Source organism: Ruegeria sp. CDSB117 (assembly GCF_059611005.1).
Window position 1 is genome coordinate 66437 of record NZ_JBXWOS010000001.1, and the last position, 14724, is coordinate 81160.

Here is a 14724-nt window from a genome sequence, read left to right on the forward strand (position 1 = left end):
CCGCGACAGGACCGCTTCCAGCAGCCACCGTGCAAGCCACCAACAGATTTAGAAGACTTATCCTCATCCCCCTACGCTCCAACGGGCGAACGCGCCCCAGAACCAGTCGAATTTCGCCGCAAAGGCCACGAAGACCACCCAGGCCAGCGAGAACGGCAGGAAGACTTTCCAGCCCAGACGCATCAGTTGATCATAGCGGTAGCGGGGCGTGATCGCCTTGACCATCGCGAAGAGGAAGAAGAAGAACGCCATTTTGGCTACCATCCACAGCACGCCGTCCGGTAGACCTGGGATCGGGGACAGCCAGCCGCCAAAGAACAGCAGCGTGGTCAGGGCACACATCAGGAAGATAGCGATGTATTCACCCGCCATGAACAGCAGGAAGGGTGTCGCCGAGTACTCGACCTGGTAACCGGCGACCAGTTCCGATTCCGCTTCGGGCAGGTCGAAAGGTGGCCGGTTGGTTTCGGCCAGCGCCGAGATGAAGAACAGAAAGACCATCGGGAAATGCGGCAGCCAGTACCAGCTGAAGAAACCGAACCGACCGTCCTGCGCCTCGACAATGTGGCCGAAATTCATCGAACCGGTCGAGATGATTACGCCGATAATGATCAAACCGATGGAGACTTCATAAGAAATCATCTGCGCGGCAGAGCGCAGTGATCCGAGGAACGGGTACTTTGAGTTCGATGCCCAACCACCCATAATTACGCCATAAACTTCCAACGAGGATACGGCGAAGACGTACAGGATGGCGACGTTGATATCCGACAGCACCCAACCATCGTTGAACGGGATCACCGCCCAGGCGATCATTGCCAATACGAATGAGGTCAGCGGAGCAAGTATGAACACTGTGCGGTCGGCCCCGGCGGGAATGACCACCTCCTTGACCACGTATTTCAGAGCGTCGGCCACAGATTGCAGCAGGCCATAGACACCAACCACGTTGGGGCCGCGGCGCATCTGAACAGCCGCCCAGATCTTGCGGTCGCCGTAGACAAGGAACAACAGCGAGATCATCACAAAGGCAACAACGGCAATCACTTGCGCCAGAATGGTGATGGCTATTCCGCCTGGGGTGTTAAAGAAATCAGCCATTGGTCCTCACACCGTGGGTATTCCGTTTTCCGCGCGTGATGTTCAGGCCAAGTGCCTGCGCATATTGCGGTTTGGTCGGCGCGTAGGTGTAAATAGCATCTACAGCCTTCGCGCTACCTTTTTCATCGCGTTTCATGCGCAATTCCCTGATCCCCACACCGCAGGCGGCGGTGTTGGCTTCTGAAAGCGATATGAAACGTGCTGTATTCATTCCGCCGCGATCTTCCCGGCGTTCCGTGCCTGCGCCTGAGCGGACAGCTCGGCCATCAGTTGCGACGCCCGTGCAATCGGGTTGGTCAGGTAGAAGTCTCTAACCGCAGTGCGGAACGTAGCCTGACCCAGAGGACCGGCATCCAGTGGCTGGACCTCATTCTCAATCACTTGGTCGATCTGGGCCAGATGTGGAACGGCTTCGATCAAAGCGGCACGCAGTTGCGCAAGCGAGTCGAAGGGCAGTGTTGCGCCCAATTCCGCTGACAAAGCCCGCAGGATGGCCCAGTTTTCCTTAGCCTCAGCGGGGGCAAATCCAGCCCGCATCGCCAGTTGTGGTCGGCCTTCGGTATTCACGAACAGCCCGTTTTCCTCGGTGTATGCGGCACCCGGCAAGATCACGTCGGCACGATGCGCGCCGCGATCGCCGTGGCTGCCCTGATAGATCACAAAGGCCCCTTCGCCGATTTCGATCTCATCCGCGCCGAGATTGTAGATCACGTCAGCCGCACTTACGGCATCCATGCCATTTTCGTTGGTGGCATCCACATCCATCGCACCCACGCGAGACGCAGCGCTGTGCAGGATCAGCAATCCACTTTCGGTATTGGCTGCAATCGTTTGCGCAGCGGCCAGCACAGCTGCGCCGTCAGCTTCTAGCAACGCACCCTGCCCGACGATGACCAGCGAGGCTTTGCCCTTGATCTCAACATCGCCGCCCATATCGACGACCTTTTGCAACGCCGCGCGGTCGTCGCCCAAATGGTGATACGCGTAGGTCAGATCGGCCGCCGGCCCAACCAAGGCCACCTCGGTCCCATGTGCCCAGGCTTTGCGGATACGCGCGTTCAAAACCGGAGCTTCGTCGCGCGGGTTCGTTCCGATCAGCAGAATACGCTCGGCTGTGTCGATATCCTCGATCGTTGACGTTCCGGCATAGGCCCCACGATTGCCCGCAGGCAGTTTGGCCCCATCAGTCCGGCATTCAACAACACCGCCTTGCCCTTCGATCACCTGCTTCAGCGCAAAAGCAGCCTCGACCGGCGCCAGATCACCGATAAGACCGGCCGGCTTTTCAGCCCCTTTCAACGCCTCGGCCGCCTTGGTCAACGCCTCGGGCCACGAGGCCGGGCGCAGCTTGCCGTTTTCACGCACATAAGGTTTGTCCAAACGCTGGCGACGCAGGCCATCCCAGACAAACCTGGTCTTGTCGCTGATCCATTCCTCGTTCACGCCGTCATGGTTGCGCGGAAGAAAGCGCATGACTTCGCGCCCTTTGGTATCGACACGAACGTTCGAGCCCAGGGCATCCATGACATCGATGCTCTCGGTCTTGGTCAGCTCCCAAGGGCGCGCTGTGAACGCATACGGCTTCGAGGTCAGAGCTCCAACTGGGCACAGGTCAATTATGTTGCCCTGCAGGTTCGAATCCAGCGTCTGGTTCAGGTAAGAAGTGATCTCGGCATCTTCCCCGCGCCCGGTCTGACCCATCTGTGTGATCCCGGCGACCTCGGTCGTAAAGCGCACGCAACGGGTGCAGCTGATGCAGCGGGTCATCGCGGTTCCGACCAGCGGCCCCAGATCCAGATCGTCTACGGCGCGCTTGGCTTCCTTGAAGCGCGAACCCGACACACCATACGCCATCGCCTGATCCTGCAGATCGCACTCGCCACCCTGATCGCAGATCGGGCAGTCTAGCGGGTGGTTGATTAGCAGGAACTCCATCACCCCTTCACGGGCTTTCTTGACCATGGGCGAGTTCGTCTTGACCTCGGGCGCCTGTCCTTCCGGCCCTGGGCGTAGATCGCGTACCTGCATCGCACACGACGCTGCAGGTTTGGGCGGGCCGCCGACAACTTCGACCAGACACATCCGGCAATTCCCGGCAATCGACAGACGCTCGTGATAGCAAAAGCGCGGCACCTCGACCCCGGCCTGTTCACAGGCCTGGATCAGCGTCATCGCACCATCGACTTCGATTTCCTGCCCGTCGATATTCACTTTGCGGAGGTCAGACATGGTCTAGTTCGCCCTCAAATACACGCCAATGGCGCTGTTTCTTTCAATCTCTGACTGCCCCAGCGTGCAGAAAGATTTGGGATTGTCATAAGACACACCGTTCGCGGCCAGATACGTCTCGCCTTTGGCACGCATCCGGTCCTTTTCGGCATCCGATTCCACGTAAGCGCGGATTTCGCCGTCCGAATACCCCAGACTGTTCGCTTTGGACTTGAGCCCCCACATCACGCCAATCGCCTTCAACCTGCGCCCGCTGATCGACGGGCAGTAATCCGAAATCTCGTTTGCGATAGCGATGTAATAGAGTTCGTCGTCAATCTCTTTGACTTCGCGCAAGGGCGGTTTGGCCTCGACCGCGACAGGGAACGTCAGAACAGACAACGCAATAAGCAGTTTCACACCAGACATGACAAATCCTTTTGTTTTGGACAGGCCAAAACGATCCGGTGCCGGAGTGCTATTCAATAACACGTCCTGCGTCATGGGCTGATATGCAAAAAACCGCATCATGGTCGCTGGCAGGTTCCTGCAAAGGTCAATTTATTGTCGGTGATGCGCAAATTCTGCGGTTCGGTGTCGGGTCCGACTTTCCAGTTGATTTTAGAAGTCCCAAAGGCGTCGATACAGAATTTGGTTCCCTCGTGCCGTCCCGCTTCGCGCGCTCCATCCAAAGACGCGGACACGCCGTTCACCACAACCGTAAAATCCGTCGGAGCGTTCCTTTTGTCGACGGCCTTCGCTTTGGCCCGGAAGGCTTTGCCATCAAAGAGGATTCGGTCACTGGACGACGTACCGCAAGCCGAGACAAAAACTGCAGCACCCAAGGCGGCGGTCAGTACCACGCGTCCCATCCTGAATTTTGATCCAGTCAACGAATAAGTACCTTTCTTTTCCATTAGAACGCCGCCACCAATGCCATGAAGCCCATCACAACCATACAGGCCCATCCGACAACGTAGGATACGGACCGAACGCCGCTGTGCGGTTGTCCAATACCACGCATGTGAATAACCAGCATGACGATGCGCGCAATCAGAGCGACCGATGCCAATAGGTTCACCCAGAACGGGCTGACCCCAAGCAACATGGCCGCGACCGTGACAGCGATATAGGCCGGCAGCGTCTCGGTCCCGTTCAGATAAGCCCGGTTCAGGCGATACGCCTTGTCGGAATAGTCCTGTTCCGGCGTTGCCCCGGGGGCCAAGCCCTTGCCCTGTTTGGCCAGCGCGGAAAACGGCGCAAGCGCCAGAATGATCAGCGTAAAGACCACGAGGGATGCGATTGCATGTGAATACTCAGCAAAAGATTCCATTAGTTCAACTCCCTAATCGCAACTTGGTTTGGGTTTGATCCGATATCCTGCAACTTGATCACTCCGCCGCCATCGCGCCCATACGGCCCGATTTCTGGGCCTTGATGCGATCCTCGATTTCCTCACGGAAATTGCGGATCAGGCCCTGGATCGGCCAGGCGGCAGCATCGCCCAAAGCACAGATCGTGTGGCCTTCGACCTGCTTGGTCACGTCAAACAACATGTCGATCTCTTCCAGTTCGGCCTCACCCCGCACCAGACGGTCCATCACGCGCATCATCCAGCCGGTGCCTTCGCGGCAGGGCGTACACTGACCGCAGCTTTCATGTTTGTAGAACTTCGACAGCCGCCAGATCGCCTTGATGATGTCCGTGGATTTGTCCATCACGATCACCGCCGCCGTCCCCAGACCGGACCCCAGATCATTGCGCAAATGGTCGAAATCCATGATGGCGTCGCGCATGTCTTCACCGCGCACACAAGGCACCGATGAACCACCGGGGATCACCGCCAGCAGGTTGTCCCATCCGCCGCGAATGCCGCCACAATGGGTTTCGATCAGCTGTTCAAACGGGATCGACATCGCCTCTTCGACAACACAGGGGTTGTTTACATGGCCCGAGATGGCAAACAGCTTGGTGCCTGCATTGTTCTGGCGACCAAATCCAGCAAACCAATCCGCACCACGGCGCAGGATCGTTGGCACAACGGCGATAGATTCCACGTTGTTCACCGTGGTCGGGCAGCCGTAAAGCCCCGCCCCAGCCGGGAACGGAGGTTTCATGCGCGGCATGCCCTTTTTGCCCTCAAGGCTTTCGATCAGCGCGGTTTCTTCACCGCAGATATAGGCGCCGGCCCCGTGATGCAGGAACAGGTCGAAATCCCAACCCGAACCGGCGGCGTTTTTGCCCAGCAATCCGGCGTTATAGGCCTCATCAATCGCGGCCTGCAACGCCTCGCGCTCGCGGATGTACTCACCACGCAGGTAGATATAGCAGGTATGCGCATTCATCGCGAAAGACGCGATCAAGCAGCCTTCGATCAAGGTGTGCGGATCGTGGCGCATAATCTCACGGTCTTTGCAGGTGCCGGGCTCGGATTCGTCCGCATTTACAACCAGATAGGCCGGACGTCCGTCGCTTTCCTTCGGCATGAACGACCATTTCAGGCCAGTCGGGAAGCCGGCGCCGCCGCGTCCGCGCAAGCCAGAGTCCTTCATCGTCTGGATGATCCAGTCGCGCCCGTTTCCGATCAGGCCAGCGGTGCCGTCCCAATGCCCGCGGGCCTGCGCGCCTTTCAAAGTGCGCTCATGCATCCCGTAGATGTTGGTAAAGATCCTGTCCTGATCCTTCAGCATCGTGTCTTACCTTCAGCTGTCCTGACGCATGCGCCAGAGTTGAAAAATGTTCACGCCCGCATAGATGAACCCTGCCAAAGCGGCAAAATCAAACAGCAGCGCATAGCGCCCGGGCAATCCCAGTGCTGGGCCGATGAACAACGATATCGCAAGCCACAACAGCATGGTCACCGCGATGACCACCCCGATATGTCGGCCCTTGCGGGCCATGGCCTGTTCTTTTTCTTTGTCCATCTCACCTTGATGCCCCAAATGGCCACCGTCCTATTCAGTCTTCGTAGGTGCCGTCTTCTTTGGCACGTTTTGCAAACTCGGTTTCTTCGCCTGTCGCCAGTTGGGCTGCTTGTTCGATCCAACCGTCCCGCTCGATCCGGCCCTTGAACTTCAGCCGCGCATCTACCCAGGCCACCTGTTCCTGCGTCCATGCAGCGATCTGGTCAAAGTGGAAAAAGCCAAGTTCGTTCAGCGTCTGTTCAAGCTTGGGGCCCACACCTTTCAGCATCTTGAGGTCGTCCGCTTTGCCATCCCGCGCGGCGGTCAAAGTTTCGGGCTGATCCTCTTTGATCAGGGCCTTCTTTGCCTCTTCCGCCTGCTTAACGGCGGGTTTGGCCGCTGCCGACGCCTTTGGTGGCTTTGGCACGGCCTTGGTCGCCTCAGCCTTGCCGTCTTTGCCCAGCCATGGCGTCAGGATCGGAACCTCGGTCCCATCGATGCGTTTGACCGTATCACCAAGATCTTCGGCCAGTTCAACACTGGCATTGTACTGCGGTTTCCCGGCATCGTAGTCTGTGAGGCTGGTCAGACCGCTCAGCGGTTCTGCCGCGTATCTGCCATTCTGCGGGCCCGGCGTCGGTACTTTACCGGCGGCCAGATCGTCGATGATCTTGCCAAAGCTCTCGGCAGTCAGATCTTCGTAATAGTCCTTACCGATCTGCGCCATCGGCGCATTGGTGCATGAACCAAGGCATTCAACCTCTTCCCAGCTCAGCTTACCATCGGCGGACAACTCATGCGATTTGGCGGCGATCTTTTCCTTGCAGACCGCGATCAGGTCTTCGGACCCGCAGATCATGCAGGAGGTCGTTCCGCAGACCTGAATATGCGCGACAGATCCAACCGGTTGCAACTGGAACATGAAGTAGAACGACGCAACCTCGAGCACCCGGATGTAGGCCATGCCCAGCATGTCGGCAACGGATTCAATCGCCGGACGGCTAAGCCAGCCCTCTTGTTCCTGCGCGCGCCACAAAAGCGGAATGACCGCGCTGGCCTGACGGCCATCGGGGTATTTAGTGATCTGTGCTGTGGCCCACTGCTGGTTGGCTGCGGTGAAGGCAAAGCTTTCAGGTTGTTCGGGGTGCAGACGGCGCAGCATTAGCAGGCATCTCCGATAACGATAATATAGGGGTCTTCCTGATGCGCGCGACCTTGATCGACAAGGCGGACAATCAGGTCAGACGTTTCGGCCTGTGTGAAACCAGCGGGGCGCAATTTGATCTGGGCCTCTTCTTCTACCATGCGGCACCCGTTCAGACGTACAAAATCATAAAGCGCATCGGCACGGCCCGCCGCATCCTCGGGAGCCAGCCCGTGCGCACCGCAAATCGCAGGCGCGACCTCGAATACAGAACCATCCAGCCCGGCCAACCCCTGTTCAGCCCAGGAGTTTATCACAGCGCTGACATCTTCTGGTCGCAAGTCATGGGTAGAAAAGGCTTCCTCGGCGCGCGATACATCCAGCCGACAGCCGTTTTCGCGCATCACCTCAAGCACTTTTGCCGTCGGATGGGTCGAGGCGGCCTGCAACGGTGTGGCGGCTGCAAGGGCCAGGATCAAAACAAGGCGTCTCACCGGTCAATCTCTCCGAACACGACATCCATGGTGCCGATGATCGCGGCGACGTCGGCCAGTTGGTGCCCCCCGGCAATATGGTCCATGGCTTGCAGGTGCAAGAAGCCTGGCGCGCGCAGCTTGGCGCGGTAGGGTTTGTTGGTGCCGTCTGCAACCAGATAGACTCCGAACTCACCCTTTGGGGCTTCGACGGCGGCATAAACCTCACCTGCAGGGACGTGGAAGCCTTCGGTGTAAAGCTTGAAGTGATGGATCAGGCTTTCCATCGAGGTTTTCATGTCCGAACGTTTCGGCGGAGTGATCTTGCCGCGCGCCAGGACGTCACCGGGGCAGTCACGGATTTTGACAATGGCCTGCTGGATGATCGACAGCGATTGACGCATCTCTTCCATTCGGACCAGGTAACGGTCATAGCAGTCACCGTTTTTGCCGACGGGGATCTGAAACTCGAACTCGTCATAGCATTCATAGGGCTGCGCTCGTCGCAGGTCCCATGCCAGACCCGATCCACGCACCATCACGCCCGAGAAGCCGTATTTCTGGATATCTTCCTCGGTCACCACACCGATATCGGCATTACGCTGTTTGAAGATGCGGTTTTCGGTCAGCAGACCGTCGATGTCATCGAGAACGGCAGGGAACTCATGGCTCCATGCCTCGATATCGTCCAGCAGCTCCGGCGGAAGGTCCTGATGCACACCACCGGGACGGAAATAAGCCGCGTGCAGGCGGGCACCACAGGCACGCTCATAGAACACCATCAGCTTTTCGCGTTCTTCAAAGCCCCAAAGCGGCGGAGTCAACGCGCCAACGTCCATCGCCTGTGTGGTCACGTTCAGCAGGTGGTTCAGAATGCGGCCAACTTCGGAATAGAGAACACGGATAAGCGAGCCGCGTCGGGGAACCTCGACGCCAGTCAGCTTTTCAATGGCCAGGCACCAAGCATGTTCCTGATTCATCGGTGCCACGTAATCCAGACGGTCGAAATAGGGCAGGTTCTGCAGATACGTCCGGCTTTCCATCAGCTTTTCGGTACCACGGTGCAGCAGGCCGATATGCGGGTCGCAGCGTTCGACGATCTCGCCGTCCAGCTCGAGCACAAGACGCAGAACCCCATGTGCCGCAGGGTGTTGCGGGCCAAAGTTGATGTTGAAGTTGCGGATCTTCTGTTCTCCGCTCAGCGCGTCCGTGCTGCCGTCATCGTATCTTGAGCCGTCCATCAACGCCCCCGTTTCTTTTTAGCATCAGCCCGAACCCGGACCTTTTCCGCCTCGGCAGCCTTGGCCGCAGCCCCTGCCAGCAAGACCCCCAGCGCACCCAAAGCGATCAGTTCCCCCAGCAGCATCAGCATCTTATCGGCGCTCCAGCTCTTGCAGTTTCAGCCCGACCCACCACAGCAACACGATCGTGCCAAAGGGAACCAGACAGAGAAGGCACCAGAATTTGTTGATCCCGAAAAACGGCAATATCTTCACCATCGGAATGATGGTCAGCGCAGACAGGATCAGCCACCAGATGCCACCCATTATTCAGCCTCCTGCTTTTCATCACCCGGTAGTATGTAGTTCGCGCCCTCCCACGGGGACATGAAATCGAACTGACGGTATTCCTGAACCAGCGAAACCGGCTCGTACACAACGCGCTTCTGCGCCTCGTCATATCGAACTTCGGTGTAACCTGTGGTCGGGAAATCCTTACGCAGCGGATAGCCGCGGAAACCATAGTCGGTCAGGATGCGCCGCAGATCCGGGTGGCCTGAGAACAAGATGCCGAACATGTCGAACACTTCGCGCTCAAACCAGTTGGCCGATGGATGTACGTCCACGATTGAGGGCACCATGTCCTCTTCGCGGATCGAGACCCGCAGGCGGATGCGCTGGTTCTGATACATCGACAGGAAGTGATAAACCACGTCAAAACGCTTGGCCCGTTCCGGGTAGTCGACGCCGGTGATATCGACGAGCGTGGAAAACTGGCAGCTGCGGTCAGACTTCAGGAATTCAATGAACTCCACAACGTTCGACAGCGCCACATCTACGTTCAACTCACCATGGGTTACGTCCCAGGACAGAACACAGTCAGTTCGCTTCAATTCCAGCTGGGTGCCGAGTTCTTTGAGTGCTTCGCTCATCAACTCTCTCCTCAGCGCACGATGGTGCCGGTACGGCGGATTTTGCGTTGCAACTGCATCAGACCGTACAACAGCGCCTCAGCGGTCGGGGGACAGCCGGGGACGTAGATGTCCACTGGAACGATGCGGTCGCAGCCACGCACGACTGAATAGGAGTAGTGGTAATAGCCGCCGCCATTGGCGCAGGAGCCCATTGAGATCACGTAGCGCGGCTCGGGCATCTGGTCATAGACCTTGCGCAGTGCCGGTGCCATTTTGTTGGTCAGGGTGCCTGCCACGATCATCACATCTGACTGACGGGGGGAAGCACGGGGCGCGATGCCAAACCGTTCCGCGTCGTAACGGGGCATCGAGGTGTGCATCATCTCAACCGCGCAACAGGCCAGACCAAAAGTCATCCAGTGCAACGATCCGGTGCGGGCCCAGTTGATGATGTCCTCGGTCGACGTCAGCAGAAACCCTTTGTCCTGCAGCTCGGCATTCAGGGCCTGGGTGGCGACTTCTTTGTCGACGCCGGCGGTGTTTGCACCCGTCATCACTCCCATTCCAGGGCCCCCTTCTTCCATTCATAGGCAAAGCCGATGGTCAGAACACCCAGGAACACGATCATGGACCAGAAGCCAACATCGCTGATGTCCTTGAAGCCGACAGCCCAGGGGAACAGAAACGCGATTTCCAGGTCGAATATGATGAAGAGAATCGCGACCAGATAGAACCGGACATCAAACTTCATCCGCGCATCATCGAACGCGTTGAAACCACATTCATATGCGCTGACTTTCTCGGGGTCGGGATTGCGGACCGCCAGAATGACTGCCGCCAGAATCAAAACGATTCCAAGGCCCACAGCTACGGCCAGAAACACCAGAATCGGGAGATACTCCCGCAATAGGTCTTCCACGTACAGCTCCTTTCCTGCGCATACCCTGAAAGGGAGCGCCGTCAATTGGCGTGTTGACTGGACATTCTCTATCCCTGCGGGGTCAGAGGGTCAACCGAACACAAACGCACAGGGGGTTAATATTCGACTTATCGAAGCTCTGTCCCAGAAGGTCACCCACACAATCGCGGCCACATCACAAGTGGCGCCTAAACCTTACTAATCCATGCAGGTTTTCTTTTTTCAAAGAATGCGCCGATTCCCTCCTTGGCCTCTTCGGTTTCCCACCTGTCAACTAGCTCGCGGATCGTGTGGTCGATCACGGCATCGTCAATGCGCGGCCCCAGCTGGCGAACCAATTGCTTGGCCGATGCCACCGCGCCGGGTGCACAGGCAAGATAGGGCAGGACTTCGGACTCAACCGCATCATTCAGGTCGGCAGCGGGTACAATTCTGGCCAGCAGGCCCAGCTCCACAGCTTCTGCGGCTTCGAAGACCCGGGCCGACATGAGCACGCGCCGCGCGCGGGCTTCGCCCATGCGGGCGATGACATAGGGGCCAATCGTGGCCGGGATCAGCCCCAGCTTGGTCTCTGTCAGCCCCATTTTGACCGTGTCCACTCCGATCGCTACGTCACAAACCGACGCCAAGCCCACACCGCCGCCAAAGGCATTACCGTGGATCGCGCCGATTAGCGGTTTGGGCAACGTGTTCAGCGCCTGCAACATTTCGGCCAGCTTACGCGCCTCGACAAACCGGGTCTCGGATTCTGCCGCCATCTGGGATTGCATCCAACCCAGATCACCGCCAGCACAAAAGCTTTTGCCCGCACCGGTCAGTACAACAACACGCACGGCGTCGTCGGTTCCAAGCTGGTGCGCGGCTTGCGTAAGATCGGTGATCATCTGCGCCGACATGGCATTGTGCTTGTCGGCACGGTTCAGGGTCAGAGTGGCCACACCACGCGCGTCCGTGGTCACCGCAATCGTTTCAAACATGTCCGCTCCTTACTTGGATCGCATGGCGCTTGCCATCTGAGCGGCCTCTTCGATGACCGCAAGGTCGAGGCCGGTCTGATATCCAAGCCGCTCCAGATGAGCCACAACAGCTTCGGTGGCGACGTTTCCGGCAGCGCCCGGCGCGTAAGGACACCCACCCAAACCTCCAACGGCGCTGTCGAACACCCGAACGCCCAGCGCCAGCGCAGCGTCGATATTGTCGATGGCCCGTCCGTTGGTGTCGTGGAAATGCCCCGCCAGCCGCGTCATCGGAACGCGTTCGCGCACGGCCAGCAACATATGGGCGATAGTGTCCGGCGTGCCCTGCCCGATCGTGTCCCCCAGCGATACTTCGTAACATCCCAACGAGAACAGCCGGTCCGCAACTTCAGCCACTTTCTCGGGCGGTGTTGGTCCGTCAAAGGGGCAATCAGTCACGCAGGACACATATCCACGTACAGGCAGGTCGATGTGTCGCGCAGCTTCAAGGATCGGGGCAAAGCGGTCGATGGATTCTTCGATAGTCGCGTTGATATTGGCTTTTGAGAACCCTTCCGAAGCCGAAGCGAATACCGCGATCTCATCCGCCTTTGCAGCTAAAGCGTCTTCGTATCCCTGCATATTCGGCGTCAGCGCGCCATACCGGACGCCGTCGGCCCGTGTGATCCCGGCCAACACCTCCGCGCTGCCTGCCATTTGCGGCACCCATTTGGGCGAGACAAAACTGGCCACTTCGATGCGGTTGAAACCGGTCTTGCTCAGGCAATCGACCAGCGCCACCTTTTCCGCCACGGCAATTTCGCGCTTTTCGTTTTGCAGACCGTCGCGCGGACCCACCTCGAAGATTTCGACCCGTTCACCCATTGCTGTGTCCTTCTCTGATTGCCGCATTCGATCCGACTGTGCCACGTTGTTCGAGAAGGGGACAGTTCATTCCTCCTCCAGCCGGACCAGCGCGGCCCCGGCCTCGACCTGCGCCCCGGCATCCGCCAGCACTTCGGCAACGATCCCGTCCCGCGCGGCCAGCAGGGAATGTTCCATTTTCATGGCCTCAAGGATCGCCAACCGGTCGCCTTCCTGCACGGCCTGACCTACCTGCGCAAAAACAGCTTTGACCAGACCGGGCATCGGGGCCTCAATCACATTGGTGTCGCCACCTGCGCTGGCGTTACGATCCAGCGGATCGACAAGTTCAAAACTCAGACCGTAATGGTCAAACACAGTGACAACCGGCCCGGCGATGGCCACGTCCGCTAAGGAACGGCTGTTCACAGTCGAGCGCTGTTCGCTAAGCTCGACCGTGGCAACGTCGTCCACGATCTGCCAAAGTTGCCGGGTGGGGCTTTCGACCTGCACATCAATGTCGATCACCTCATCCTGCCAGCGCAATTGCACAGCCCGATGCAGTGGTGCCCAAAGGGAAAAGCCCGTCATGTCGTCAGCCTTGTGCAATCCCAGCGCCACCATCGCCGCCGCTACCTTGTGCCGGGTTTCCGGTGCGGGCGGCTGCATCAGTCTGTCCAAATCGCGCCCGATCAACCCGGTATCGACGTCACCCGTCGCAAACCCCTCATGGCGGGTCAGTGCGCCCAGAAACGCCAAATTGGTCACGGTGCCCGCGACCTGCGTGTTTTTTAGGGCCTGATCCAGCCGCGCCAGCGCTATATCACGGGTAGGCCCATGCACGATCACCTTCGCGATCATCGGATCGTACCAGGGGCTGATCGTATCACCCGCGCGCACGCCGCTATCTGCGCGGCACGCCGCGGGGAAGCGCAGATGGGTCAGTGTGCCGGTCGCAGGCAAAAACCCTTTTGGCACGTCCTCGGCATAAAGCCGCGCCTCGAACGCGTGGCCCAGGATCGACAGGTCACTCTGCTTCTTCGGTAGGCTCTCGCCAGCTGCAACACGCAACTGCCATTCAACGAGGTCGACGCCTGTGATCGCCTCGGTCACCGGGTGCTCGACCTGCAGCCGGGTATTCATCTCCATGAACCAGAACCGGTCCGGGCGCAGCCCGTCCGAGGCATCCACGATGAATTCAACCGTCCCCGCGCCTTTGTAACCGATGGCCTCGGCGGCACGTACGCCCGCCTGCCCCATCGCTTCGCGCATCTCAACGGTCATGCCCGGAGCCGGAGCTTCTTCGATTACCTTCTGATGTCGCCGTTGCAGGGAACAGTCGCGTTCAAACAGATGCACGGCATGAGTGCCATCGCCGAATACCTGAACCTCGATATGGCGGGGCTTGGAGACAAATTTTTCGACCAGAACAGCATCATTGCCAAAGGCGGTGCGGGCCTCACCCCGGGCGCTGTCCAATGCCTCGGTAAAATCTGCGGGCCGCTCGACCAGCCGCATGCCTTTGCCACCGCCACCCGCGACGGCCTTGATCAGGACCGGGTAGCCAATCGTGTCGGCCGCAACCGCCAGATGCTCGGGGTCCTGATTGTCGCCGTGATACCCCGGAACAACCGGCACGCCCGCCTGCTCCATCAATACCTTGGCCGCGTCTTTGAGACCCATCTTGCGGATCGCATCCGCCGAAGGGCCAATGAAGGTCAGGCCAGCCGCCGCGACCGCATCCACGAAATCGGGGTTTTCCGAGAGAAATCCATAACCCGGATGGATCGCCTGCGCCCCCGTATCGAGCGCGGCTTGAATAATCACGTCGCCCTTGAGGTAGCTCTCAGCCGGCGCCGAACCACCGATATGAACCGCCTCGTCCGCCATCTGCACATGCTTGGCCGACGCATCGGCATCTGAATACACAGCCACGCAAGTTACGCCCATTTTCTGAGCGGTTTCCATCACTCGGCAAGCAATCTCGCCCCTGTTGGCAATCAGGATTTTATTGAACATAGT

The 14724-nt window shown here is 58.7% G+C and carries 19 protein-coding genes; all 19 read right to left on the minus strand.

Features of this window, described 5'->3' with window-relative positions; all coding sequences use genetic code 11:
- Positions 1–63: 63 nt before the first annotated feature.
- The gene (gene nuoH / locus AC2FJC_RS00335) at positions 64–1101 is read right to left on the minus strand and encodes an NADH-quinone oxidoreductase subunit NuoH (RefSeq protein ID WP_170409246.1); all 1038 of its coding nucleotides are present in this window, start codon (positions 1099–1101) and stop codon (positions 64–66) included.
- A complete protein-coding gene (locus tag AC2FJC_RS00340) occupies positions 1094–1237 on the minus strand; it encodes a hypothetical protein (protein ID WP_496737990.1) in 144 nt (47 codons plus the stop codon). Before AC2FJC_RS00340 ends, nuoH begins: the two co-directional genes overlap by 8 nt.
- 71 nt (positions 1238–1308) lie before the next feature.
- Complete coding sequence (nuoG, locus tag AC2FJC_RS00345; protein WP_496737991.1) at positions 1309–3330, minus strand: NADH-quinone oxidoreductase subunit NuoG; 2022 nt, start codon at positions 3328–3330, stop codon at positions 1309–1311.
- Between the two features lie 3 nt (positions 3331–3333).
- Positions 3334–3738 (minus strand): DUF5333 domain-containing protein, encoded by a 405-nt coding sequence (locus AC2FJC_RS00350; protein WP_496738324.1) that lies wholly within the window; start codon positions 3736–3738, stop codon positions 3334–3336.
- A 98-nt stretch (positions 3739–3836) separates the two neighbouring features.
- The gene (locus AC2FJC_RS00355) at positions 3837–4181 is read right to left on the minus strand and encodes a hypothetical protein (RefSeq protein ID WP_472724657.1); all 345 of its coding nucleotides are present in this window, start codon (positions 4179–4181) and stop codon (positions 3837–3839) included.
- 44 nt (positions 4182–4225) lie between these two features.
- Positions 4226–4642 carry an MAPEG family protein gene (locus AC2FJC_RS00360; RefSeq protein WP_282168782.1) on the minus strand — a complete coding sequence of 139 codons (417 nt, stop codon included), beginning with the start codon at positions 4640–4642 and terminating at the stop codon, positions 4226–4228.
- Positions 4643–4700: 58 nt separating this feature from the next.
- A complete protein-coding gene (gene nuoF / locus AC2FJC_RS00365) occupies positions 4701–5999 on the minus strand; it encodes an NADH-quinone oxidoreductase subunit NuoF (RefSeq protein WP_496737992.1) in 1299 nt (432 codons plus the stop codon).
- Between the two features lie 12 nt (positions 6000–6011).
- A complete protein-coding gene (locus tag AC2FJC_RS00370) occupies positions 6012–6233 on the minus strand; it encodes a DUF5337 domain-containing protein (RefSeq protein ID WP_058274396.1) in 222 nt (73 codons plus the stop codon).
- A 34-nt stretch (positions 6234–6267) separates the two neighbouring features.
- The gene (gene nuoE / locus AC2FJC_RS00375; protein ID WP_496737993.1) at positions 6268–7374 is read right to left on the minus strand and encodes an NADH-quinone oxidoreductase subunit NuoE; all 1107 of its coding nucleotides are present in this window, start codon (positions 7372–7374) and stop codon (positions 6268–6270) included.
- Positions 7374–7850, minus strand: coding sequence for a hypothetical protein (locus AC2FJC_RS00380; protein WP_496737994.1), 477 nt, complete (start codon positions 7848–7850; stop codon positions 7374–7376). Before AC2FJC_RS00380 ends, nuoE begins: the two co-directional genes overlap by 1 nt.
- Positions 7847–9070, minus strand: a complete 1224-nt coding sequence (locus tag AC2FJC_RS00385) for an NADH-quinone oxidoreductase subunit D (protein ID WP_496737996.1) — start codon at positions 9068–9070, stop codon at positions 7847–7849. The genes AC2FJC_RS00380 and AC2FJC_RS00385 overlap by 4 nt, the downstream gene beginning before the upstream one ends.
- A complete protein-coding gene (locus AC2FJC_RS00390; RefSeq protein ID WP_267885496.1) occupies positions 9070–9201 on the minus strand; it encodes a hypothetical protein in 132 nt (43 codons plus the stop codon). The genes AC2FJC_RS00385 and AC2FJC_RS00390 overlap by 1 nt, the downstream gene beginning before the upstream one ends.
- Before the next feature lies 1 nt (position 9202).
- Positions 9203–9376, minus strand: coding sequence for a hypothetical protein (locus AC2FJC_RS00395; RefSeq protein ID WP_496736409.1), 174 nt, complete (start codon positions 9374–9376; stop codon positions 9203–9205).
- Positions 9376–9981 (minus strand): NADH-quinone oxidoreductase subunit C, encoded by a 606-nt coding sequence (locus tag AC2FJC_RS00400; protein WP_113788460.1) that lies wholly within the window; start codon positions 9979–9981, stop codon positions 9376–9378. Before AC2FJC_RS00400 ends, AC2FJC_RS00395 begins: the two co-directional genes overlap by 1 nt.
- An 11-nt stretch (positions 9982–9992) precedes the next feature.
- On the minus strand, positions 9993–10526 hold the full coding sequence (locus AC2FJC_RS00405) for a NuoB/complex I 20 kDa subunit family protein (RefSeq protein WP_037307875.1): 534 nt from the start codon (positions 10524–10526) through the stop codon (positions 9993–9995).
- Positions 10517–10882: an NADH-quinone oxidoreductase subunit A gene (locus AC2FJC_RS00410; RefSeq protein ID WP_037307878.1), complete on the minus strand. Its 366-nt coding sequence runs from the start codon at positions 10880–10882 to the stop codon at positions 10517–10519. Before AC2FJC_RS00410 ends, AC2FJC_RS00405 begins: the two co-directional genes overlap by 10 nt.
- 188 nt (positions 10883–11070) lie before the next feature.
- Positions 11071–11859, minus strand: coding sequence for a crotonase/enoyl-CoA hydratase family protein (locus tag AC2FJC_RS00415; protein ID WP_496737997.1), 789 nt, complete (start codon positions 11857–11859; stop codon positions 11071–11073).
- 9 nt (positions 11860–11868) lie between these two features.
- Positions 11869–12723 carry a hydroxymethylglutaryl-CoA lyase gene (locus AC2FJC_RS00420; RefSeq protein ID WP_496737998.1) on the minus strand — a complete coding sequence of 285 codons (855 nt, stop codon included), beginning with the start codon at positions 12721–12723 and terminating at the stop codon, positions 11869–11871.
- Between the two features lie 66 nt (positions 12724–12789).
- Positions 12790–14721 carry an acetyl/propionyl/methylcrotonyl-CoA carboxylase subunit alpha gene (locus AC2FJC_RS00425; RefSeq protein ID WP_496737999.1) on the minus strand — a complete coding sequence of 644 codons (1932 nt, stop codon included), beginning with the start codon at positions 14719–14721 and terminating at the stop codon, positions 12790–12792.
- Positions 14722–14724: the final 3 nt, after the last annotated feature.